This is a genomic window from Burkholderia sp. AW33-5, assembly GCF_053427615.1.
The window spans coordinates 239735-261295 of sequence record NZ_JBSAXA010000004.1 but is presented as its reverse complement, the minus strand read 5'-3'; the positions used below and the strand labels follow the sequence as shown (position 1 = coordinate 261295).

Here is a 21561-nt window from a genome sequence, read left to right as displayed (position 1 = left end):
CCGCGCTCATTCTGAAGTCGCTGGCGGGTCAGGTGCGCGGTGCGCGCGCGGCTCAGCCAGTCAGTGCGACGACACGAACACCGCATCGTCGAACGCCGCCGGAATCGCGAACTGCGCGCGCATGCGCTTCGTTTCCTGCGCGGGCGTCTGGCCGAACAACCGTTTGAATTCCCGGCTGAACTGCGACGCGCTCGCATAACCGACCGCATGGCCGGCCGCCTCCGCGGTCAGGTCCTGACGCACCATCAACAGGCGCGCCTGATGCAGCCGCGTCGACTTCAGGTACTGCATCGGCGACACCTGCGTGATCGCCTTGAAGTGGGCGTGGAAGCTCGGCACGCTCATGCCGGCTTCCGCAGCCAGTCGCGTCACGTCGAGCGACTGCGCGTAGTCGGCGTGGATCATGCGCAGCGAACGGCCGATCCGGCCGAACTGTCCACGCATCGCCAGCGCGTTCCTCATCGCACCGCCCTGCGCACCGGTGAGCACGCGGAAATACAGTTCGCGCAGCAACCCGGGGCCGAGCACCGCCGCTTCGAGCGGGCGGTGCATCGCCTCGACGAAACGCAGCACGGTCGCGTGCATCGCATCGTCCATCGGCGTCGACATCATGCTTTTCGGCGCCTGCACGGGTTCGGTGACTCCCTCGCGATCGATCCGCGCGGCCAGTTCGGCAGCCATCGGGAAATCGAGGTGCAGATACAGCGCGAGCAGCGGACGCTCCGCCGTTGCGTCGGTTTCCATGCTGAACGGCACAGGCACCGATACGGCCAGGTAGTGGTCCTCGTCGTACAGATAGCGTTCGCCGCCGAAATAGCCGCGCTTGCTGCCCTGGCACACGATCACGATGCCCGGGTCGTACAGCACCGGCGTGCGGGATAGCGCGCGGTTCGAACGCAGGATGCGCACGCTCGGCAGCGCGGTCAGGTTGTAGCCTTCGTCCGGCGCCAACGCATGCAGCAACGCGATCAGGCGTTTGCGGCTGCGCGCGGGCAGCGACGGCGAGCGGGGCGGGGAGGGTGCGGTGCTCATAGTTTCAGGCAAGAAATTCAGCGGAATCGGGCTTATTCGACGTGGTTCGTCAGACTAGCATGCATGCTTCGATCGACATTCGGGAGAAGTTCACATGACATCCGGCAACATCATGCTCATCACCGGCGTCAGCAGCGGCTTCGGCCGTGCGCTTGCGCAAGCGGCCCTGGCCGAGGGTCATACGGTGGTCGGCACCGTGAGAAGCGAAGCGGCAAAACGGGCGTTCGAGGCGCTGTCCCCGCGTGCGGCCATCGGGCGCGTGCTCGACGTGACCGACTTCGAGCGCATCGACGGCATCGTCGCGGAAATCGAGTCGAGCGTCGGCCCCGTCGACGTGCTGGTGAACAATGCCGGCTACGGGCACGAAGGCATCATGGAGGAGTCGCCGTTGTCGGAGATGCGTCGGCAGTTCGACGTGAACGTGTTCGGCGCCGTCGCGATGATGAAGGCCGTCGTGCCGTTCATGCGCGAACGCCGGCGCGGCCGCATCCTGAACATCACGTCGATGGGCGGCCACATCACGATGCCCGGCATTGCCTATTACTGCGGCAGCAAGTTCGCGCTGGAAGGGATTTCCGAGACGCTCGGCAAGGAGCTCGAGCCGTTCGGCATCGCGGTGACGGCGGTGGCGCCGGGCTCGTTCCGTACCGACTGGGCCGGCCGTTCGATGACGCGAACGCCGCGTTCGATCGCCGATTACGACGCGCTCTTCGATCCGATCCGCCAGGCGCGCGAGGAGAAAAACGGCCGCCAATCGGGCGATCCGGCGAAGGCGGCACGCGCGATGCTGGCTGTCATCGCGGCGGATCGTCCGCCGGCGCATCTGCTGCTCGGCAGCGATGCGCTTCGGCTCGTGCGCGCCAAATGGTCGGCGCTGGAAGACGAAATTCGAACGTGGGAGGCGGTGACCGTGTCGACCGACGGTTGACGCGCGATCGGTCGTGCGCGACGCGTCAGACGGTGAGTCGCGTTGAAAGTCACGCCTGCGGGCGCCGTTGCCCGCAGGAGGCCCGATGCATGACGGTATGTAATTGGTTTCATGACACGGTCGCGGTTTTCCGCTACAACACTGGGGTGCTGCGTCGACCGACGCGGTGTGCCACCGCGCCGCAGTTCGTGACCGACACCCGCCCGGGTGGCCGGCCGGCACGTGATGTTCACCTACCTCAAAGGAGCCTGCAGCCATGCCGTACATCACCACGAAGGACAACGTCGACATCTTCTACAAGGACTGGGGCCCGAAGGATGCCCAGCCGATCATGTTCCATCATGGCTGGCCGCTGTCTTCCGACGACTGGGATGCCCAACTGCTGTTCTTCGTTCAGAAGGGCTACCGCGTGGTCGCGCACGATCGCCGCGGCCACGGCCGGTCGACGCAGGTTTCCGACGGCCACGACATGGATCACTACGCGGCGGATGCGTTCGCGGTGGCCGAAGCGCTCGACCTGCGCAACGCGGTGCATATCGGTCACTCGACCGGCGGCGGCGAAGTCGCGCGCTACGTGGCCCGCCACGGCGAGCCGGCCGGACGCGTCGCGAAGGCGGTGCTGGTCAGCGCGGTGCCGCCGCTGATGCTGAAGACGGACGCGAACCCGGAAGGCCTGCCGCTCGAGGTTTTCGACGGTTTCCGCAAGGCGCTCGCCGACAATCGCGCGCAGTTCTTCCTGGACGTGCCGTCGGGCCCGTTCTACGGCTTCAACCGGCCGGGCGCGGTGGTGCATCAGGGCGTGATCCAGAACTGGTGGCGCCAGGGCATGATCGGCGGCGCGAAGGCGCACTACGAAGGCATCAAGGCGTTCTCGGAAACGGACCAGACCGAAGACCTGCGGTCGATCTCGGTGCCGACGCTCGTGCTGCACGGCGAAGACGACCAGATCGTGCCGATCGCGGACTCGGCGCTGAAGTCGGTCAAGCTGCTGAAGAACGGCACGCTGAAGACGTATCCGGGCTATTCGCACGGGATGCTGACGGTCAATGCCGACGTGCTGAACGCCGATCTGCTGGCCTTCATCCAGTCGTAATGCTAACGGCGCATGCCCGCTTTCGCGGGCTGCGCCGTGCTGGCCAGTCACGCCGGCCGCTTCGACTCCGATTTGCTTCGGCATCCTGTGCGTTGTGCGGCGCGAGGACATCGCGTCGTCTTGCCACCGAGCCGACGCGTCGGCGGCGTCGCGCGTGCGGCCGGACCGTGCCGCACGCGTGACACATCACGCATCGTTTGCGACACTGTCGCCGACATCGCCTTCGATCGCGGCCATCAGATCGTCGACGCTCACCATCAGCGCTCGAACCTGGCGCAGCGATTCGTACTGATGCAGCACCGCGCGCCACGACGGCAGTTCCAGCAGCGCTTGCCACACGACGCCGAGGCCGTGCGGATCGGCATCCGCGCACTGCGCCAGCGCGCTCGCGTATTCAAGACTCGCCGGCGCCGACAGCAACTGCATCCGGCTCGCGGCACCCAGCAGGCGCGGCGCGGGATCTGCCGACGCATCGCAGCAATACAGCACCTCGCGCTGCAGCGCCGCGTCGTCGATCGTCAGCGCGTGCAGCGACGCACCGTGCAGGCGTACCGCGCCTTCGCGCGTGTCGAACGCATAGACGGCGTCCGGATCGGCTTGCGCGAGCAGGCTCAGGCCGCGCAGCAGGCGCGGCAGGTCGGTGGTCGCGGCATCCGCGGATGCTTTCGCTTCAACGAGAAACAGGACGTGCCACGCGGCGGACGGATCGTCGCCGCGCGCACGCTCGAGCAGCACCGCATCCCACTCGGTTTTCGCGCGGTCGTGCTTGCCGGGTATCGAGGCCGGCACGCGCATCGACGTGACCACGCGATACGTGCGGTGCGCGTCGCTCGCATCGAGCTGCGCGGCCAGGGCGTCGAGCGCCTGCGCGGCCAGCGCTTCGACGGCCGCGCCCCGCTGTTGCGACGAGACGCCTTGCGCGACGGCGAGCGCGCTGCCTTCGAGCGGACCCTGGCGGCTCCACAGCGTGCGGTACCGCTGGACGTCCGGATCCGGCGACAGTGCATCGAGACGCTGCAGCCGGGCGAGCGCGGCGCTGTCCTTCAGTTTGGCGATGTCCTGTTCGAACGCGGTATCGGTCGCCATCTCCGGTTGCGCGAGCAGGTGCCGCAGCGTGGCATCGAGATCGTCCCACGACGCGGCGGCCGCGGCCGCATGCAGCCGTGCGAGCGGCTCGCGTTGCCATGCCTGCGCACGCCGTTCGAGCCGGGCCGGATGCGCGATCGTGTTGACGGCCGAGCGCAGCGTGCGCCGATCCTGCTCGGCATGCGCGGCGAGCGACGCGTATTCGCGCACGGCCGCCGCGCGATGTCGAAGCACGGCGGCCTGGAATGCGGGGTCACCGGATTGTGCGTCCATCGCGTCGCCGATCATCCGCGCGAGCGCGTCGATGAAGCGGCGTTGCAATGCCGGGGCGGGCGTGAGGCCGTCGGCCTGCATCCGGCGTGCTTCCTCGATCACGATGGCGATGATGGCAGCCGGGTTCGCGGCGTCGGTCAGCGACGCTGCGCGCACGAACGGCGGCAGCCGGTAGCGGCGATCGACGGTTCTCAGGACTTCGTCCAGCAGGGCAGGCAACGGTGTCGGCGGCATGGCGAATGACGGGAGAGGCACGCGGTCCGCGCGTGACGGGCGATGTGCAACGGTATCACGCAGCGCCCGCATGCTGCAGCGTGTGCTGCGGCGAAGCTGCCGTTCGCGTGGCGCGGGCCGTGCCCGGCGTGCGTGACGCGTGCAATGCGTCGATCTGCCTGCGTGCGTTCGCCGCGTCGCCCGCCGCCGGACGTCAGGCCGTCAGCGTCACCGACAGGCTGCCGAGTTCGCCGAAGCGCACCGCCAGCGCATCGCCGAGCGGCACGTCGATCGCGCCCGCATACGAACCGGTCGTCACGATCTGGCCGGCACGTGCGCCGTCGCCGCGCGATGCGAGAAAATTGACCAGCCACACGAGCGGCTTGAGCGGATCGCCGTCCGGATGACGGCCGTCGATCGTGCGATTCAGCGCGCCCTCGAACGACAGCGCGAGCGTCTCGAGCGGCGCGTTCAATCCGTCGGGCACGACGGGACCCACGCACAATCCCTGGTTGAACTGCCCGTCGGCGAGCAGTTCGAACTTCGACGCGCGCGCGGGCTCCGCATAACGGCAACCCAGCACCTCGAGCACGATGCGCACTTCGCGGATCGCGCCGCGCACGTCGTTCTCGTCGTATGGCTGCGCGCGGGCGGGCAGGTCGCGATCGAGCACGAACGCGATCTCCGGCTCGATCCGCACGATCGGGCCGCCGACGACGCGATACGGCGCATCGGATTCGCGGATCGTCGACGCGAAGATCGGCGCGACGATCACGCGGTCGGGCGGCGGCAGCGCACATTTCCATCCGCCGATGGCTTCGCCGAGCAGATCGGCGACGCGATGCTGGATCGCCAGCGCGGTATCGACGTTCTCGGGACGCAAGGCGTCGGGCAGCAGCGGGCCGGGCATGCCGGCATGGCGGGCGGCGACGAGATGCTGGGCGGCGCCGTCCACGCGTTCGGTAGTCGTTGTCATGTCGGTTGAGCGAGTTGAAAGTGGGCCGGCAAAAAAGGGCCGGACGAAGGTCGCAACGTCGATGATAGCGCCTTCGGCGCCATGGCCGCCCGGTTGCGCGGTGCGCCCGCGCGGACGGCGCGCCGATTTTTGCGCGTGGCGCTTTGCCGCACGCCGCGTTTTTGGTGGATCTTGATCGCCGTCAAGCTTCGAACCGGCTGTCCGCCGATGATGGGGACATGGCCGCACGCGACCGCGCGCGGCAACTCACCCCAGCGAGGTTCGCATGTACAAGAAGATCATGGTGGCCGTCGACGGCAGCGCTTCGTCGAAACAGGCGCTTGCCGAGGCAGTGAAGGTGGCGGTGGCGGGCGATACGCACGTCAGCGTCGTGTACGTGGTCGACAAGTCGGTGCTGTTCACGTACGCGGGTCGTTTCGATCCGCATGCGCTCATCGAGGAAATCCGCGACGACGGGCGCAAGGTGCTGCGTGAAGCCGAACAGGTCCTCGCGCAGGCCGGCGCGAAGGGCGAGGCCGAACTCGTCGAAACCGAGAGCATCGGCGAGGACGTCGCGGAACGCCTGCAGCGTTATGTGAAGGAGCGCGGGATCGACCTCGCGGTGGTCGGCACGCACGGGCGGCGCGGCATCCGGCGTGTGCTGCTCGGGAGCGTCGCCGAGCGCTTCGTGCGTGGCTCGAAGTGCCCGGTGCTGCTGATTCGCGGCGACGATACCGGCGAACCGGCTTCCGCCGCGGCAGCCTGACGCGGCGGCGCGCGATGATACGTCGTCAATACCGGATCGTCGTCGCGGCGATCGCCGTGTTCGTGTCGCTCGCGGGGATGATGGCCGTGGTGACGGGGCTGCTGTTCGACGAAACGATCGCGCTGCGTGGCGGCGCGGTCGCGCTGATCGTCGGCGTGGCCGGCTTCGTCATCATGCTCAACCCGGGGCCGAAGGGCGAGGGGTGACGCGCGGCACTTCCCCGGTTTCATGCAGGACCGGCACCGCAGCAGCACTGCCGGCCCGTCTTTCCGCGTCTCTCCGTCCGTCATGTCCGGCGCATTCGCGCCATCCTGCCCGGCCAGCATCTCCCTGGCCGGCATCTCCCATCTCATCGATTCCGCATCAGGCAGCGCACGCTTCGATTGAATGACGCATGCGTGCACGGGCACACCGCTTCTCATCTCATCGTGGCGGTCTAGTCCTGTCCTCGCCGTTTTCCTTCGGTGGCATGCCCGTATTGATCCGGCCTGGCACGGCAGCCGGTCGCGCGCATGCGGCCGCGACTCGTGCGTGATTGCATCGCGCCGCGAAAACGCGTGACGCCGCAACAATGCGGCTCTCATGCATAAACGCGTGATCGAGCGCCGGCCTGTAACCCGTCAAACCCTGACGCGAAAGTCCGGTTCCTGGCATGCCATTGGCACGCCTATATCGATCCCCATTCAACACCGATGCGTGCCGGGCGGCGATATCGTGATTTGTATCAAGTCGTGATATGTCGATCCGAAAGAGAATTCATTCGACCCGGACGCAAGGGATGGAAGCGAACGCAACGAGCCGAATGCTGCCCGTCCTTCACATCCGGGATATCACCTCCTTAAATATTCAGGGTCTGCCAAAAGACCGGAAAAAACGAGATCCCCATGAGCCATTTCCTGGATAGATTGCGTTATTTCTCCACCACGAGGCCAACCTTCTCCAACGGACACGGCGCCGTCACGGACGAGGACCGCAAATGGGAAGACGGCTATCGGCTGCGCTGGCAGCACGACAAGATCGTCCGTTCGACCCACGGGGTGAACTGCACGGGTTCGTGTTCGTGGAAGGTCTATGTGAAAGGCGGGATCGTCACCTGGGAAACCCAGCAGACCGATTACCCGCGCACGCGCCCCGACATGCCGAACCACGAACCGCGCGGCTGCTCGCGCGGCGCTTCGTACTCCTGGTATCTGTATAGCGCGAACCGCCTCAAGTATCCGATGGTGCGCAGCGCGCTGGTGAAGCTGTGGCGCGAACGCCGCCGCACGCTCGCGCCGGTCGACGCATGGCGCTCGATCGTCGAGGACGACGACGCGCGGCACTCGTACCAGCGCCGGCGCGGGCTCGGCGGCTTCGTGCGCGCGAGCTGGGACGAGGTCAACGAGATCGTTGCGGCCGCAAACGTTTACACGGTCGAGCGGCACGGCCCCGATCGCGTCGTCGGGTTCTCGCCGATCCCGGCGATGTCGATGGTGTCGTACGCGGCCGGCTCGCGCTACCTTTCGCTGATCGGCGGCGTGTGCCTGAGCTTCTACGACTGGTATTGCGACCTGCCGCCCGCGTCGCCGCAGACCTGGGGCGAGCAGACCGACGTGCCGGAATCGGCCGACTGGTACAACTCGACGTTCATCATGATGTGGGGCTCCAACGTCCCGCAGACCCGCACGCCCGACGCGCACTTCCTCGTCGAGGCGCGCTATCGCGGCACGAAGGTCGTGTCGGTGTTCCCCGATTACTCGGAAGGCGCGAAGTTCGGCGATCTGTGGTTGCATCCGAAGCAGGGCACCGACGCGGCGCTCGCGCTCGCGATGGGTCACGTGATCCTGAAGGAGTTCCACCTCGCGGGTAAAAGCGACTATTTCATCGACTACTGCAAGCGCTATACCGACATGCCGGCGCTCGTGCGCCTCGTGCCGCACGGCGACGGCTACGTGCCCGAGCGCCTCGTGCGCGCGTCCGATTTCGACGACGCGCTCGACGAGGCCGCGCATCCGGAGTGGAAGACCGTGATGATCGACGACGCGACCGGGGAATTCGTCGTGCCGGTCGGCTCGATCGGCTTCCGCTGGGGGCAGCAGGCCAAGGACGGAGCGAGTGACAAGGGCAAGTGGAACCTGCGTGGCGAAACGTCGAAGGGCGCGGCGCTGTCGCCGCGGCTGTCCTGCGCGGCCGAGCACGACGACGTGGTCGACGTGCTGTTTCCGTACTTCGGCAACCAGCCGCACGCGCATTTCAACTCGACGCAGCACGGCTCCGAGCTGTCGCGCCGGATCGGCGTGCGGCGCGTCGCGACGCGCGACGGCGAGATGCTGGTCGCGACCGTCTACGACCTGTTCGTCGCGAACTACGGGCTCGACCAAGGGCTGGGCGGGCGCGACGTGGCCGCGAGCTACGACGACGATCTTCCGTATACGCCGGCATGGCAGGAAACGATCACGGGCGTGAAGCGCGCGGACGTGATCTCGGTCGCGCGGCAGTTCGCGGAGAACGCGCACAAGACGCAAGGCAAGTCGATGGTGATCATCGGCGCGGGGATCAACCACTGGTTCCACATGGACATGTCGTACCGCGCGATCATCAACATGCTGATCATGTGCGGATGCGTCGGCAAGCCGGGCGGCGGCTGGTCGCATTACGTGGGCCAGGAGAAGCTGCGTCCGCAGACGGGCTGGACCGCACTCGCGTTCGCGCTCGACTGGAATCGGCCGCCGCGCCACATGAACGCGACGTCGTTCTTCTACGCGCACACCGATCAGTGGCGCTACGACACGATGGACCCGGGCGCGCTGCTGTCGCCGCTCGCGGACAAGACGCAGTTCCACGGTTCGCCGATCGACTACAACGTGCGCGCCGAACGGATGGGCTGGCTGCCGTCCGCGCCGCAGCTCGCAGTGAATCCGCTGAAGGTCGGCGCGAGTCTCGACGACCCCGCTCAGGCAGGCGCCGATGTCGCGCGACAACTGAAGGCCGGCATGCTGCGGATGGCGTGCGAGGACCCGGATTCCCCCGACAACTTCCCGCGCAATCTGTTCGTGTGGCGTTCGAACCTGCTCGGTTCGTCGGGCAAGGGCCACGAGTATTTCCTGAAGCATCTGCTCGGCACGACCAACGGCGTGCAGGGCGACGACCTCGGCGCGACGGGCGGCGCGCGCCCCGAGGAAGTGAAGTGGCACGACGAAGCGCCGCGCGGCAAGCTCGACCTGCTCGTCACGCTCGACTTCCGGATGTCGACCACCTGCATGTATTCGGACGTCGTGCTGCCGACCGCGACGTGGTATGAGAAGGACGACATGAACACGTCCGACATGCACCCGTTCATCCATCCGCTGTCGGCCGCAGTCGATCCCGCGTGGGAATCGAAGAGCGACTGGGAGATCTTCAAGGGGATCGCGAAGCGCTTCTCCGAGCTGTGCGACGGGCATCTCGGTGTCGAACGCGACGTCGTGCTCGCACCGATCGCGCACGATACGCCGGGCGAACTCGCGCAGCCGTTCGACGTACAGGACTGGAAGCGCGGCGAATGCGAGCCGGTGCCGGGCCGCACGATGCCGGCGGTGATCGCCGTCGAGCGCGATTATCCGAACACCTATGCACGCTTCACGTCGCTCGGCCCGCTGATGGACAAGCTCGGCAATGCTGGCAAGGGCATCGGCTGGGACACGAAGGACGAAGTGAAGCTGCTGGGCGCACTCAACTACACAGTCGCTCATGGCGCCACGCAGGGGCGCCCGCGCATCGACACCGCGCTCGACGCAGCCGAGGTGATTCTCGCGCTCGCGCCGGAAACCAACGGCGAAGTGGCGGTGAAGGCATGGCGCGCGCTGTCGGGCATCACCGGCATCGACCACACGCACCTGGCCGCCGCGCGGGAGGACGAGAAGATCCGCTTCCGCGACATCCAGGCGCAACCGCGCAAGATCATCTCGTCGCCGACGTGGAGCGGGATCGAATCCGAGCACGTGTCGTACAACGCCGGTTACGTGAACGTGCACGAGCTGGTGCCGTGGCGCACGCTGACGGGCCGTCAGCAGCTTTACCAGGATCACGCGTGGATGCGCGCGTTCGGCGAGTCGCTGTGCGTGTACAAGCCGCCGATCGACACGGGCAGCTACGCGCACATGGTCGGCAAGCGCTCGAACGGCAACCCCGAGCGCGTGCTGAACTTCCTGACGCCGCATCAGAAGTGGGGGATTCACAGCACGTATACGGACAACCTGCTGATGCTGACGCTGTCGCGCGGCGGCCCGATCGTGTGGATGTCGGAGGACGACGCGAAGGCGATCGGCGCCGTCGATAACGACTGGATCGAGTGCTACAACTCGAATGGAGCGTTGTGCGCGCGGGCGGTCGTGAGCCAGCGGATTCCGTCCGGGATGGTGATGATGTACCACGCGCAGGACAAGATCGTGAACACGCCGGGCTCCGAGATCACCGGCACGCGCGGCGGCATTCACAACTCGGTCACGCGCATCGCACTGAAGCCGACCCACATGATCGGCGGCTACGCGCAGCTGTCGTACGGCTTCAACTATTACGGCACGGTCGGCTCGAATCGCGACGAATTCCTGATCGTGCGGAAGATGAGCAAGATCGACTGGCTCGACGGCGAGGAAACCGCGGTCGACCCGACAACACAGGCCGTACGGGATGGAGAAACGTCATGAAGGTACGCGCACAGATCGCGATGGTGCTGAACCTCGACAAGTGCATCGGGTGCCATACCTGCTCGGTCACCTGCAAGAACGTGTGGACCAGCCGCGAAGGGATGGAATACGCATGGTTCAACAACGTCGAGACGAAGCCGGGCATCGGCTATCCGAAGGACTGGGAGAATCAGGAGCGCTGGCGCGGCGGCTGGCAGCGCCGTGCGGACGGCCGGATCGAGCCGCGTCTGGGCGGCAAGTGGCGGCTGCTGGCACAGATTTTCGCGAACCCGCACCTGCCCGAGATCGACGATTACTACGAGCCGTTCACGTTCGACTACGGCCATCTTCAGGAAGCGGGCAACACGCGCGCGATGCCGGTCGCGCGACCGCGCTCGCTGATCAGCGGCCAGCGGCTCGAGAAGATCGAGTGGGGCCCGAACTGGGAGGAAATCCTCGGCGGCGAGTTCGAGAAGCGCGCGAAGGACACCAACTTCGAGTCGGTGCAGAAGGAGATCTACGGGCAGTTCGAGAACACCTTCATGATGTACCTGCCGCGCCTCTGCGAGCACTGCCTGAATCCGGCGTGCGTCGCGTCGTGCCCGTCGGGCTCGATCTACAAGCGCGAGGAAGACGGCATCGTGCTGATCGACCAGGACAAGTGCCGCGGCTGGCGCATGTGCGTGTCGGGTTGCCCGTACAAGAAGATCTACTACAACTGGCAGAGCGGCAAGGCCGAGAAGTGCATCTTCTGCTATCCGCGCATCGAGGCCGGCCAGCCGACCGTGTGTTCGGAAACCTGCGTGGGCCGCATTCGCTACCTCGGCGTGCTGCTGTACGACGCCGACAGGATCAGCGAAGCCGCGAGTGCGGAGAACGAGCAGGACCTGTACGAAGCGCAGCTGTCGCTGTTCCTTGATCCGGAGGACCCGGCCGTGATCGCGCAGGCCGAGCGCGACGGCGTGCCGGCCGCGTGGCTCGACGCCGCGCGCCGCTCGCCGACCTACAAGATGGCGATCGACTGGAAGATCGCGTTCCCGCTGCATCCGGAATACCGGACGTTGCCGATGGTCTGGTACGTGCCGCCGCTGTCGCCGATCAACTCGGCCGCGAACAGCGGCGCGCTCGGGATGAACGGCTATCTGCCGGACGTCGAATCGCTGCGCATTCCGCTGCGTTATCTGGCGAACCTGCTGACGGCCGGCGACGAGGCGCCCGTGAAGCGCGCGCTCGAACGGCTGCTCGCGATGCGTGCGTTCATGCGCGCGCGTCACGTCGACGGCATCGATGCGCGCGGCGTGCTCGACCAGGTCGGTCTGTCGCTCGCGCAGGTCGAGGAGATGTACCGCTATCTCGCGATCGCGAACTACGAGGATCGCTTCGTGATCCCGACGACGCACCGCGAGTATGCGGAGAACGCATACGACCTGCGCGCGTCGTGCGGCTTCTCGTTCGGCAACGGCTGTTCCGACGGCCGTTCGGAGGGCAGCCTGCTCAGTCCGAAGAAGGGCACGAAAACCATTCCGATCCATGAGGCGTCCCGATGAGCACCGCGCCCGATCCGACCTACGCGGCGTTCGCGGCGCTGCTCGACTATCCCGACGATGCGTTCATCGACGTGCTCGATTCGATCGAAGCTCACCTGCGCGAAAACGTGCGCGTGCCGAAGGCGGTGCGCGCGGGCCTCGACCGCTTCTTCGCCTACGTGCGAGAGCGCGACCTGTTGACGCTGCAGGAGAACTACGTCGCGCTGTTCGATCGCGGCCGTGCGACGTCGCTGCACCTGTTCGAGCACGTGCACGGCGAATCGCGCGACCGCGGGCAGGCGATGGTCGACCTGCTGCAGATGTACGAGCGGCACGGGCTGACGTTGAACCCGGGCGAGCTTCCCGACTACCTGCCCGTGTTCCTCGAATACCTGTCGCGGCTGCCGGCGGCCGATGCGCGCAACCTGCTCGGCGAGACCGGCGAGATCCTGCGCGCGCTGGCCGGCCAACTCGCGCAGCGCGGCAGCCATTACAGCTTCGTCGTCGGCGCGCTGCTGCCGATGGCCGGCCTCGCGCCGGTCGACCCACCCGCGGCCGCGGACGACGACGTCGCCGGCGAACGGCCGAGTGCCGACGACTATCGCGCGCTCGACGCGTCGTATGCGGACGAGGCGGTGCGCTTCGTCGGCGCGGCAACGCCGGCCGAGCAGACGGTGCGGTTCCACGACAAGCGGCCGGCCCGCGGCGCGTAAGCGCGGGCCCAACTGGGGAAAGACATGAACGCTTATTTGCATCAGTTTCTGTTCGGGATCTATCCGTACATCTGTCTCGCGGTGCTGCTGGTCGGCAGCCTGATCCGCTTCGATCGCGAGCAGTACACGTGGAAGAGCGATTCGTCGCAGCTTTTGCGCCACGGGATGCTGCGGCTCGGCAGCAACCTGTTCCACTGGGGCGTGCTGGTCGTCGTGCTCGGGCACTTCGGCGGCTTCCTCGCGCCGCACTGGCTCGTGTCGCCGTTCCTGTCGGCGTCCGGGCACCAGCTCGTCGCGATGGTGGCGGGCGGTGCGGCCGGCGTCGCGGCGATCGTCGGGCTGACGATCCTGATCTGGCGACGCCTCGGCGACCCGCGCATCCGCAAGAACAGTCGCAAGTCCGACATCGTGATCGTGCTGATGCTGTGGGTGCAGCTCGCGCTCGGGCTCGGCACCGTCGTGCTGTCGACGCGCCACATGGACGGCGTGATGTTCGAGCAACTCACCGACTACGTGAAGGGCGTCGTCACGTTCCGGCCGGACATCGCGAGCCTGCTGGCCGGCGTGCCGCTGACATACCGGCTGCATATCCTGCTGGGCTTCACGATCTTCCTCGTGTCGCCGTTCACGCGGATGGTGCACATCTGGAGCGGCATCGCGTCGGTCGCGTACCTGATCCGGCCGTACCAGCTCGTGCGCAAGCGCTGAGGAGGCCATATGAACGAGGTTCTCTCCGAAATCGCGAGCGCGCCGCTGACGATCAACGGCATTGCGATCGACGATGCGGCCATCGCGACCGAGACCGCGCATCACGGCGACGCGCCCGATCCGCTCGACGCGGCACGGCACGCGCTCGCGGTGCGCGAATTGCTGCGGCAGCGCGCGGTGTCGCTCGCGCTGATCGACGAAGGCGCGCCGCTCGACGATGCGGCAGTCGACGCATTGCTCGAACGCGAGCTGACGCACGTGCCCGAACCGGATCGTGCCGATTGCGAGCGCTATTACGCGCAGCATCCGGCGCGCTTTCGCCGCAACGACATCGTGTATGCGAGCCACGTGCTGTTCGCGGTGACGGACCGCGTGCCGCTCGCCCCGCTGCGGCAGCGCGCGGAACGTGCGCTCGCCGACGTGGTGGGCGCACCGGACACGTTCGAAGCGGTCGCGCGCGCGTCGTCGAACTGTCCGTCGGCGCAAGTCGGCGGCAGCCTCGGACAACTTCTGCGCGGCGACACCGTGCCGGAATTCGAGGCCGCGCTGTTCGACACGGACGGGCTCGGCGTGCTGCCGAAGCTCGTCAACACCCGCTTCGGCTTCCACATCGTGCGCATCGAGCGCCGCGCGCCGGGCGACGTGGTGCCGTTCGACGAGGCCGCCGGCCAGATCGCCGCGCGCCTGTCGGAACGCGTGCGGCAGCGGGCGATGCGGCAGTACGTGGCGATACTCGCGGGCGGCGCGCGGGTCGAAGGCGTGACCTTCGACGGCGCGAGCGGGCCGCTGGTCCAATGAAACGAGGTTTGTGTATGGCAACTCAACAAGGTAACGTCGGCCCGGCCGCGGACACGCAGGCCGTCCCGTTGCGTGCGTGGTCGGTGCTGGCCGCGAGCACGCTCGCGTTCATGGTGTGTTTCGTCGTGTGGATGATGTTCGGCGTGCTCGGCGTGCAACTGCGCACCGATCTTGGCCTGAACAGCACGGAATTCGGGCTGCTCACGTCGACGCCCGTGCTGACCGGCGCGCTGATGCGCTTGCCGCTCGGCACGTGGACCGACCGCTTCGGCGGCCGCATCGTGATGACGATGCTGCTCGTCGTGTGCGCGATTCCCGTCTACATCGTCAGCTATGCGACGCAGCTCTGGCAGTTCCTCGTGATCGGGCTGTTCCTCGGCTGCGTCGGCGCGTCGTTCGCGGTCGGCACGCCGTACGTCGCGCGGTTCTTCCCGCCGAAGCGGCGCGGGCTCGCGATGGGCGTGTTCGGTGCGGGCACGTGCGGCGCGGCGGTCAACCTGTTCGTCACGCCGCTGCTGCTGTCCGCGTATGGCTGGCGTTTCGTGCCGCGCGTCTACGCGGTTGCATTGCTCGTCACGGCCGCGATCTTCTGGGTCGCGTCGGCGCCCGATCCGGGGGCGGGCAAACGGGGCGGATCGATGCTCGACGCGTTCAAGGTGCTGCGCGATCCGCGCGTGTGGCGGCTCTGCCAGTATTACTCGATCACGTTCGGCGGCTTCACCGCGCTGTCGCTGTGGATCCCGCAATACCTGAAAAGCGAATACGGGATGTCGCTCGTGATGGCCTCCGCGTTCGCGGCCGGCTTCTCGCTGCCGGGCTCCGTGCTGCGCGCGCTCGGCGGCGCGCTGTCCGACCGCTTCGGCGCGCATGCGGTCACATGGTGGGGGCTGTGGGTCGCGTGGATCTGCCTGTTCCTGCTGTCGTATCCGGCGACCGACTTCGTGATTCACACGATCGACGGCACCGCGTCGCTGAATCTGTCGATGCCGGTGGCAGGCTTCGTCGCGCTGACCTTCGTGCTCGGTGCGGTGTTCGCGTTCGGGATGGCGTCGACCTTCAAGTACGTCGCCGACGATTTCCCGGACAACATGGGCGTCGTCACGGGCATCGTCGGCCTCGCGGGCGGGCTCGGCGGCTTCCTGCTGCCGATCCTGTTCGGCTTGCTGCTCGACCTGCTGCGCGTGCGCACGACCTGCTTCATGTTCCTGTACGGGATCGTGTGGGTGTCGCTGATCCTGATCTATCTGTCCGAGGTGCGGCGCACACCCGTGACGGGTTGAGCGTTCGTGCGCGATGCCGGCAGCCGCCGGCGTCGCGCACGCATTTTGCAGCGCGCCGGGCGTTTTCGAGCGTCCGCAGTTCTGTCAAACTGGCGCCCATGACACCGCGCCTCGCCTTACCGCCTTCCTCCGATTCCACGCCTGCACCAGCAGGCTTCCCCGACGCCGACGAACTGGCCGCGCTGCGCGCGTGGTACGCGGGCATGACCGTGCGTCAGGCGGTCGAACGCTATCTGCCCGACCGGCTCGGCGAACGGCGGTCGGCGCGCGGCGTGATCGGTGGAATTCGTCGCCGCCTCGTGCGCGTCGCGCGGCAGGTCGGGCGGCCCGATCTCGCGGAGCAGCTCGCGCATGCCGACAGCGCGCGCGTCCAGATGGCGAAGGCCGCGACCGATGCGATCGGCCTGCTGCGCCATGCGCGTGCGCCGGTGCCGCAGATCAGCGATGACATCGGCTTGTGGCTGCCCGCACGCGCGGTCGTCGCGCTGCGTGCGCACGGGATCGCGACGCTCGCCGACCTGACCGTGCGGATTCCGCGGCGGCGTCAGTGGTGGCGCGCAATAGCGGGGCTCGGCATGGCGAGCGCGCGGCATATCGAGGCGTTCTTTTCCGCGCATCCGGACCTGACCGAGCGGGCGCGCGCGCTGATCGCGGCGACGCCGCGCAGCGCCATCGTGCCGTGGGAGCAACTGAAGCTGCCGCACGAGGTCGACGGGTCGGCCGGCACGTTCCGCGCGCCGCGCGCGACCAGCACGCTCGACGCGGACAACGATTACGCGGCCGTGCACGCGTGGCTGTCGCTGCACGAATCGGCCGCGACGCGCCGCGCGTACCGGAAGGAGGCCGAGCGGCTGATCCTGTGGGCGATCGTCGAGCGCGGGCGTGCGCTGTCGTCGCTGACCACCGAGGATGCGGTCGCGTATCGCGCGTTCCTGCGCAACCCGACGCCGCACGAACGCTGGATCGGGCCGGTGCGGCCGCGCGGCGCGCCGGACTGGCGGCCGTTTTCGGGCGGATTGTCCGCGCGTTCGGCCGCGTACACGCTGTCGGTTCTCGGCGCGCTGTTCCGCTGGCTGATCGAGCAGCGCTACCTGCTCGCGAATCCGTTCGCGGGCGTCAAGGTGCGCGATACGCGCGGCGCGAATGCGCTGGACACGTCGCATGCGTTCACCGAAGGCGAGTGGTTGCTCGTGCGCACGATCGCGGACGGGCTCGAGTTTCGCAAGGACAAGCCGTCCGGCGCATCGCAGTCCGGCTGGACGCCGGCGGCCGCGCAACGGCTGCGCTTCATTCTCGATTTCGGCTATGCGACCGGGCTGCGTGCGAGCGAACTGGTCGGCGCGACGCTCGGCGACATCGAAACGGACGCGCACGGCGATGCGTGGCTGAAAGTGATCGGCAAGGGCAGCAAGGCCGCGCGCGTCGCGCTGCCGCCGCTCGCGCGCACGGCGCTCGATCGTCATCTGGTCGCGCGGCGGCTGCCGGTGACGCCGGTGCGCTGGCGTCCCGATACGCCGCTGATTCCGAGCCTTGCGGAAGACGGGGCGGCCGGGATCACGAGCGTGCGGCTGTGGAAGGTGATGCAGCGTTTCTTCACGCAGACGGCCGCGCTCGTCGACGACGACAACCCGGCGCTCGCGCAAAAGTTGCGCCAGGCGAGCCCGCACTGGATGCGTCATACCCATGCGACGCATGCGCTCGCGCGCGGCGCGGAGCTGACGACGGTGCGCGACAACCTGCGGCATGCGTCGATCTCGACGACGTCGATTTATCTGCACGGCGACGACGTGAAGCGGGCGCGGCAGATGTCGAGTGCGTTTTCGGCTGACAAATGAGCAGGGCGCACGCGTGATCGCGTGGGATTCGAACGGAACGGCACCGCGTCGGTGACGGTCAGAAGGGTTATTCGGTAACGGAGCGGATGGATGGCATCGAGTCAGGGAACCGTCGATTTCGTCGTCGAGCAGATGGCTGCGGCGGGCACGGTATCGGCCCGCAAGATGTTCGGCGAATACGGCATCTACTGCGACGGCAAGATGGTCGCGCTGGTGTGCGACGACCGGTTGTTCGTCAAGCCGACGCCTGACGGGCGTGCGTTTCTCGGCACCTGCGACGAAGCGCCACCGTATCCGACGGCGAAACCGCATCTCGTCATCGGAGGCGAGCGCTGGGACGACCGCGAATGGCTGTCGACGTTGATCCGGATCACTGCTGCGCAACTGCCGGTGCCCGTGAAGCGGAGTCGATAGCGGTCGGCGTATTCTGTGAAACATGTGCGCGACCACCGCGTCACCTGCTGGAGCACAAGAATGGAGACATCCCAACATCCGCAAGCACCGCGCTACGCGCGCCGCGCATGGCATGCGCTCGTCGCGGCCCTGTGCCTCGGCTGGAGCGCGCTGTCGTTCGGCGCGGACGGCGCGGCGGCACTGCTCGACCGCTATCACAGCCTCGGCGAGCAACTGAAGAACAATTCGTTCCACCGCCCGCTGTACCTCGAATCGTCCGAGGCATCTTCGTCGCTGAAGGGCGACATCTATGCCGTCGTCGACTATCCGTTCTCCGTCGTGAACGGCAAGCTCAACGACCCCGCGCAGGGCCCCGCGAACTGGTGCGCGGTGCTGATCCTGCACCTGAACACGAAGTACTGTCGTGCGTCGACCGGCAGCGACGGCCCGGTGCTCGACGTGAACCTCGGCCGCAAGATCGAGCAGAAGCTGTCGGATACCTATCGCGTGCAGTTCCGCTACCGCGTGGCCGCCGCGACACCCGACTATTTCCAGGTCGACCTGGCTGCCGACAGCGGCCCGATGGGCACGAAGGACTACCGGATCGTGCTGGAAGCGGTGCCGGTCGGCGGATCGCGCACGTTCCTGCACCTCACGTATTCGTACGGCTTCGGCGCGGTCGGCCGCGTGGCGATGAAGACCTACCTCTCGACGGTCGGCAGCGACAAGGTCGGGTTCACGGCAGCCAGCGGCGCATCGGCGGCGCAGCCGCAGTACATCGGCGGCGTGCGCGGATTGCTGGAGCGCAACACGATGCGCTACTACCTCGCGATCGACACGTATCTCGCGACGCTCGACAAGCCGCTCGACCAGCGCCTTGCGCGCTGGTTCGACGCGACCGAGCAGTATCCGAAGCAACTGCACGAAGTCGAGCGCGGCGCGTATCTGCAGATGAAAGCGCAGGAGGTGCAGCGGCAACAGGCGGAGCGATGACGCCGCCCGTTGCCGGGCTGCCCGGCGTCGATCAGTTCGACGCGCCGCCGACCGTGCGAATGCTGTGCCACTGCCCCTGTTCGACGCGGAACAGCGTGTAGGGCGGCTTGATCAGGTCGCCGCGCTCATCGAACGAGATCTTCCCCGTCACGCCCGTGACCGACACGCCCGGCAGGCTCGCGACGATCTTGCCGCGGTCGACCGAATCGGCCTTGTGGACCGCCGCGATCATCGCGAGCGCCGCGTCGTACGCGAACGGCGCATACAGCTCGATCTTGCCGGATGCCGCAGACGCGACCGCGAGCTGCGCGACCACACGGTACCGCCTTCGAATCCCCGGCCACCGCATCCATTTCCCAGCCCCTGCGTCAAATCGTAAGACGTACAGTTCGCCCGAAGTCGCGAATTCGCGCCGAACTGTACTCTTGTGTGCATATCCGATGTGTGTACTCCGCATCAACTGTTCTGCTCTTACGATTCCATCATCAAGTGCACAGTGCCGCAGGCCCAGACATCACGGGCTTGACGGCGCATCTTCAAAAGCGAGCCACGACGATGGAAAAGGCAAAACCGGAGGGAGCAATCAGGCATCACGACAGCCCGGTCGGCGGGCGGCACATGCACGGATCGGGCGTGCGCGGGGCGGCGGGGAGCATGCGATGAAGCTCTACGAAAAACTCGCGGACGACATCGAACGCCTGATCCGCCAAGGCGTGTACCGGCACGGCGACCGGATTCCGTCGGTGCGGCAGGCGAGCCAGCAGCACCGGATCAGCATCACGACCGTGCTGCACGCATATCTGCTGCTCGAAAGCCGCGGACTGCTGGAAAGCCGTCCGCAGTCGGGCTACTTCGTGAACCTGCGTCGCGACGACAACCACGCGCCGGTGCGCGAACTGCGGCCGTCGAAGCCGATCGCGATTTCGTCGTCGGTCGACATGAGCCGGCTCGTGCTGTCGACGCTGCGCTCGATCGGCACCGACGACGCGGTGCCGCTCGGTTCGCCGTATCCGGACCCGATCCTCTTTCCGTTCGAGAAGCTGAACCGCTACGCGTATGCGGCCGGCCGGGACAAGTCGCTGTGGGGCGTGACCGACGGGCTGCCACCCGGCCATCCGCGTCTGATCCGGCAGATCGCACGGCGCTACCTGGAAAACGGGATGTCGGTCGATCCGAACGAGATCATCGTGACGGTCGGCGCGACCGAGGCGATCAACCTGTGCCTACAGGCGGTCGCGAAACCGGGCGACACGATCGCGGTCGAGTCGCCGACGTTCTACGCGATGCTGCACGCGATCGAGCGGATGGGGATGAAGGCGATCGAGGTCGCGACGCATCCGGAATACGGGATCGATATCGCCGCGCTGGCGGCGATCGCGAAGTCGCAGCCGATCGCCGCGTGCATGGTGATGCCGAATTTCCAGAATCCGCTGGGCTTCCAGATGCCCGACGAGCGCAAGCGCGAACTGGTGGAATTCGCGACTCGCGTCGACATGCCGCTCATCGAGAACGGTGTGTATAACGAACTGTATTTCGGCGAGTCGCATCCGAGCACGCTGAAGTCCTGCGATCGCAACGGGATCGTGCTGCATTGCGCATCGTTCTCGAAGAGCCTGACGGCGGCTTACCGGGTCGGCTGGGCGTTGCCGGGCCGCTATCGCGATCAGGTCGAGAAGCTGAAGTTCCTGAACACGCTGGCCACGCCGTCGCTGCCGCAGCTCGCGATCGCCGAGTTTCTCGAACGCGACGGCTACGAGCATCACCTGCGACGCTTGCGCAAGGCGTATGCGCAGCAGGCGAACCTGATGCGCGCGATGGTGTCGCGATTCTTCCCGGAAGGCACGCGCATCTCGAGCCCGGCCGGCGGCTACGTGCTGTGGGTCGAGTTGCCGGTTCAGGTCGACGCGATGCGGCTGTATCAGCTCGCGCTGGAGCAGGGAATCACGATCGGCCCCGGCTACATGTTCTCGATCACCGACAACTACCGGAACTTCATCCGGCTGAACTACAGCAGCGCGTGGTCGCCGGAGATCGAGCAGGCGGTGATCGCGGTCGGGAAGCTCGCGGCGTCGTGCATGCGCTAAGGCTGGCGGCGTCGGTGGCGTGGGTCGCATTGCGCTCGGCGCGTCCATGGCGCGCGGCGTTGAGCGTCGCCGCCGCCGCGAACGTGTTGCAGGAAGAAGCCGCGTGCGGCCGGCTTTGTGGGGAAGCGGTGAGCGCGCTGCTGACGGAGGGCGCACCTGCCGTCACGCGTGTCGCGAGTCGCGCGCCGCATGACGGCCCGCGCCTGTCCGCGCTGGAAATCGACGTGCTGCGCGCGATTTCG

At 67.1% G+C, this 21561-nt stretch carries 17 protein-coding genes and 1 pseudogene; 14 read left to right on the top strand and 4 right to left on the bottom strand.

Going from position 1 to position 21561, the window contains the following annotated elements; translation table 11 throughout:
- Positions 1-60: 60 nt before the first annotated feature.
- Positions 61-1032: an AraC family transcriptional regulator gene (locus ACV22V_RS11040; protein ID WP_448013815.1), complete on the bottom strand. Its 972-nt coding sequence runs from the start codon at positions 1030-1032 to the stop codon at positions 61-63.
- 94 nt (positions 1033-1126) lie between these two features.
- On the opposite strand from ACV22V_RS11040, the gene ACV22V_RS11035 reads away from it, so the two are divergent.
- Positions 1127-1960: an oxidoreductase gene (locus ACV22V_RS11035; protein ID WP_448013814.1), complete on the top strand. Its 834-nt coding sequence runs from the start codon at positions 1127-1129 to the stop codon at positions 1958-1960.
- Between the two features lie 256 nt (positions 1961-2216).
- Positions 2217-3053 carry an alpha/beta fold hydrolase gene (locus ACV22V_RS11030; protein ID WP_059692763.1) on the top strand — a complete coding sequence of 279 codons (837 nt, stop codon included), beginning with the start codon at positions 2217-2219 and terminating at the stop codon, positions 3051-3053.
- A 186-nt stretch (positions 3054-3239) separates the two neighbouring features.
- Here the strand turns inward: ACV22V_RS11030 and ACV22V_RS11025 are convergent, their stop codons facing one another.
- Together ACV22V_RS11025 and ACV22V_RS11020 are read right to left on the bottom strand one after the other, a co-directional pair.
- Entirely contained in the window at positions 3240-4646 is a 1407-nt protein-coding gene (locus ACV22V_RS11025; protein WP_448013813.1) for a 3-deoxy-D-arabino-heptulosonate 7-phosphate synthase, read from the bottom strand.
- A gap of 193 nt (positions 4647-4839) precedes the next feature.
- Positions 4840-5601, bottom strand: a complete 762-nt coding sequence (locus ACV22V_RS11020) for a 2-keto-4-pentenoate hydratase (protein ID WP_448013812.1) — start codon at positions 5599-5601, stop codon at positions 4840-4842.
- A gap of 265 nt (positions 5602-5866) precedes the next feature.
- On the opposite strand from ACV22V_RS11020, the gene ACV22V_RS11015 reads away from it, so the two are divergent.
- The 11 genes from ACV22V_RS11015 to ACV22V_RS10965 all read left to right on the top strand — a co-directional run bounded on the left by ACV22V_RS11015 (position 5867) and on the right by ACV22V_RS10965 (position 19235).
- Positions 5867-6346 carry a universal stress protein gene (locus ACV22V_RS11015; protein WP_059692769.1) on the top strand — a complete coding sequence of 160 codons (480 nt, stop codon included), beginning with the start codon at positions 5867-5869 and terminating at the stop codon, positions 6344-6346.
- A 14-nt stretch (positions 6347-6360) separates the two neighbouring features.
- On the top strand, positions 6361-6552 hold the full coding sequence (locus ACV22V_RS11010; protein ID WP_059537270.1) for a DUF2964 family protein: 192 nt from the start codon (positions 6361-6363) through the stop codon (positions 6550-6552).
- 678 nt (positions 6553-7230) lie between these two features.
- Positions 7231-11010: a nitrate reductase subunit alpha gene (locus tag ACV22V_RS11005; RefSeq protein WP_448013811.1), complete on the top strand. Its 3780-nt coding sequence runs from the start codon at positions 7231-7233 to the stop codon at positions 11008-11010.
- The gene (gene narH, locus ACV22V_RS11000) at positions 11007-12536 is read left to right on the top strand and encodes a nitrate reductase subunit beta (protein WP_448013810.1); all 1530 of its coding nucleotides are present in this window, start codon (positions 11007-11009) and stop codon (positions 12534-12536) included. The genes ACV22V_RS11005 and narH overlap by 4 nt, the downstream gene beginning before the upstream one ends.
- Positions 12533-13228: a nitrate reductase molybdenum cofactor assembly chaperone gene (gene narJ, locus ACV22V_RS10995; protein ID WP_448013809.1), complete on the top strand. Its 696-nt coding sequence runs from the start codon at positions 12533-12535 to the stop codon at positions 13226-13228. Before narH ends, narJ begins: the two co-directional genes overlap by 4 nt.
- Before the next feature lie 24 nt (positions 13229-13252).
- Positions 13253-13936, top strand: coding sequence for a respiratory nitrate reductase subunit gamma (gene narI, locus ACV22V_RS10990; RefSeq protein ID WP_448013808.1), 684 nt, complete (start codon positions 13253-13255; stop codon positions 13934-13936).
- 9 nt (positions 13937-13945) lie between these two features.
- A complete protein-coding gene (locus ACV22V_RS10985) occupies positions 13946-14734 on the top strand; it encodes a peptidylprolyl isomerase (protein ID WP_448013807.1) in 789 nt (262 codons plus the stop codon).
- A gap of 14 nt (positions 14735-14748) precedes the next feature.
- The gene (locus ACV22V_RS10980; RefSeq protein WP_448013806.1) at positions 14749-16014 is read left to right on the top strand and encodes an MFS transporter; all 1266 of its coding nucleotides are present in this window, start codon (positions 14749-14751) and stop codon (positions 16012-16014) included.
- Between the two features lie 98 nt (positions 16015-16112).
- Positions 16113-17849, top strand: a complete 1737-nt coding sequence (locus ACV22V_RS10975; protein WP_448013805.1) for a phage integrase family protein — start codon at positions 16113-16115, stop codon at positions 17847-17849.
- 90 nt (positions 17850-17939) lie between these two features.
- Complete coding sequence (locus tag ACV22V_RS10970; RefSeq protein WP_448013804.1) at positions 17940-18263, top strand: TfoX/Sxy family protein; 324 nt, start codon at positions 17940-17942, stop codon at positions 18261-18263.
- Between the two features lie 60 nt (positions 18264-18323).
- Positions 18324-19235, top strand: coding sequence for a hypothetical protein (locus ACV22V_RS10965; RefSeq protein ID WP_448013803.1), 912 nt, complete (start codon positions 18324-18326; stop codon positions 19233-19235).
- 31 nt (positions 19236-19266) lie between these two features.
- Here the strand turns inward: ACV22V_RS10965 and ACV22V_RS10960 are convergent.
- Positions 19267-19509 (bottom strand): annotated as a pseudogene (locus ACV22V_RS10960) (branched-chain amino acid ABC transporter substrate-binding protein); the annotation flags it as partial.
- 385 nt (positions 19510-19894) lie between these two features.
- On the opposite strand from ACV22V_RS10960, the gene ACV22V_RS10955 reads away from it, so the two are divergent.
- Complete coding sequence (locus ACV22V_RS10955) at positions 19895-21319, top strand: aminotransferase-like domain-containing protein (protein WP_448013802.1); 1425 nt, start codon at positions 19895-19897, stop codon at positions 21317-21319.
- Positions 21320-21561 lie beyond the last annotated feature (242 nt).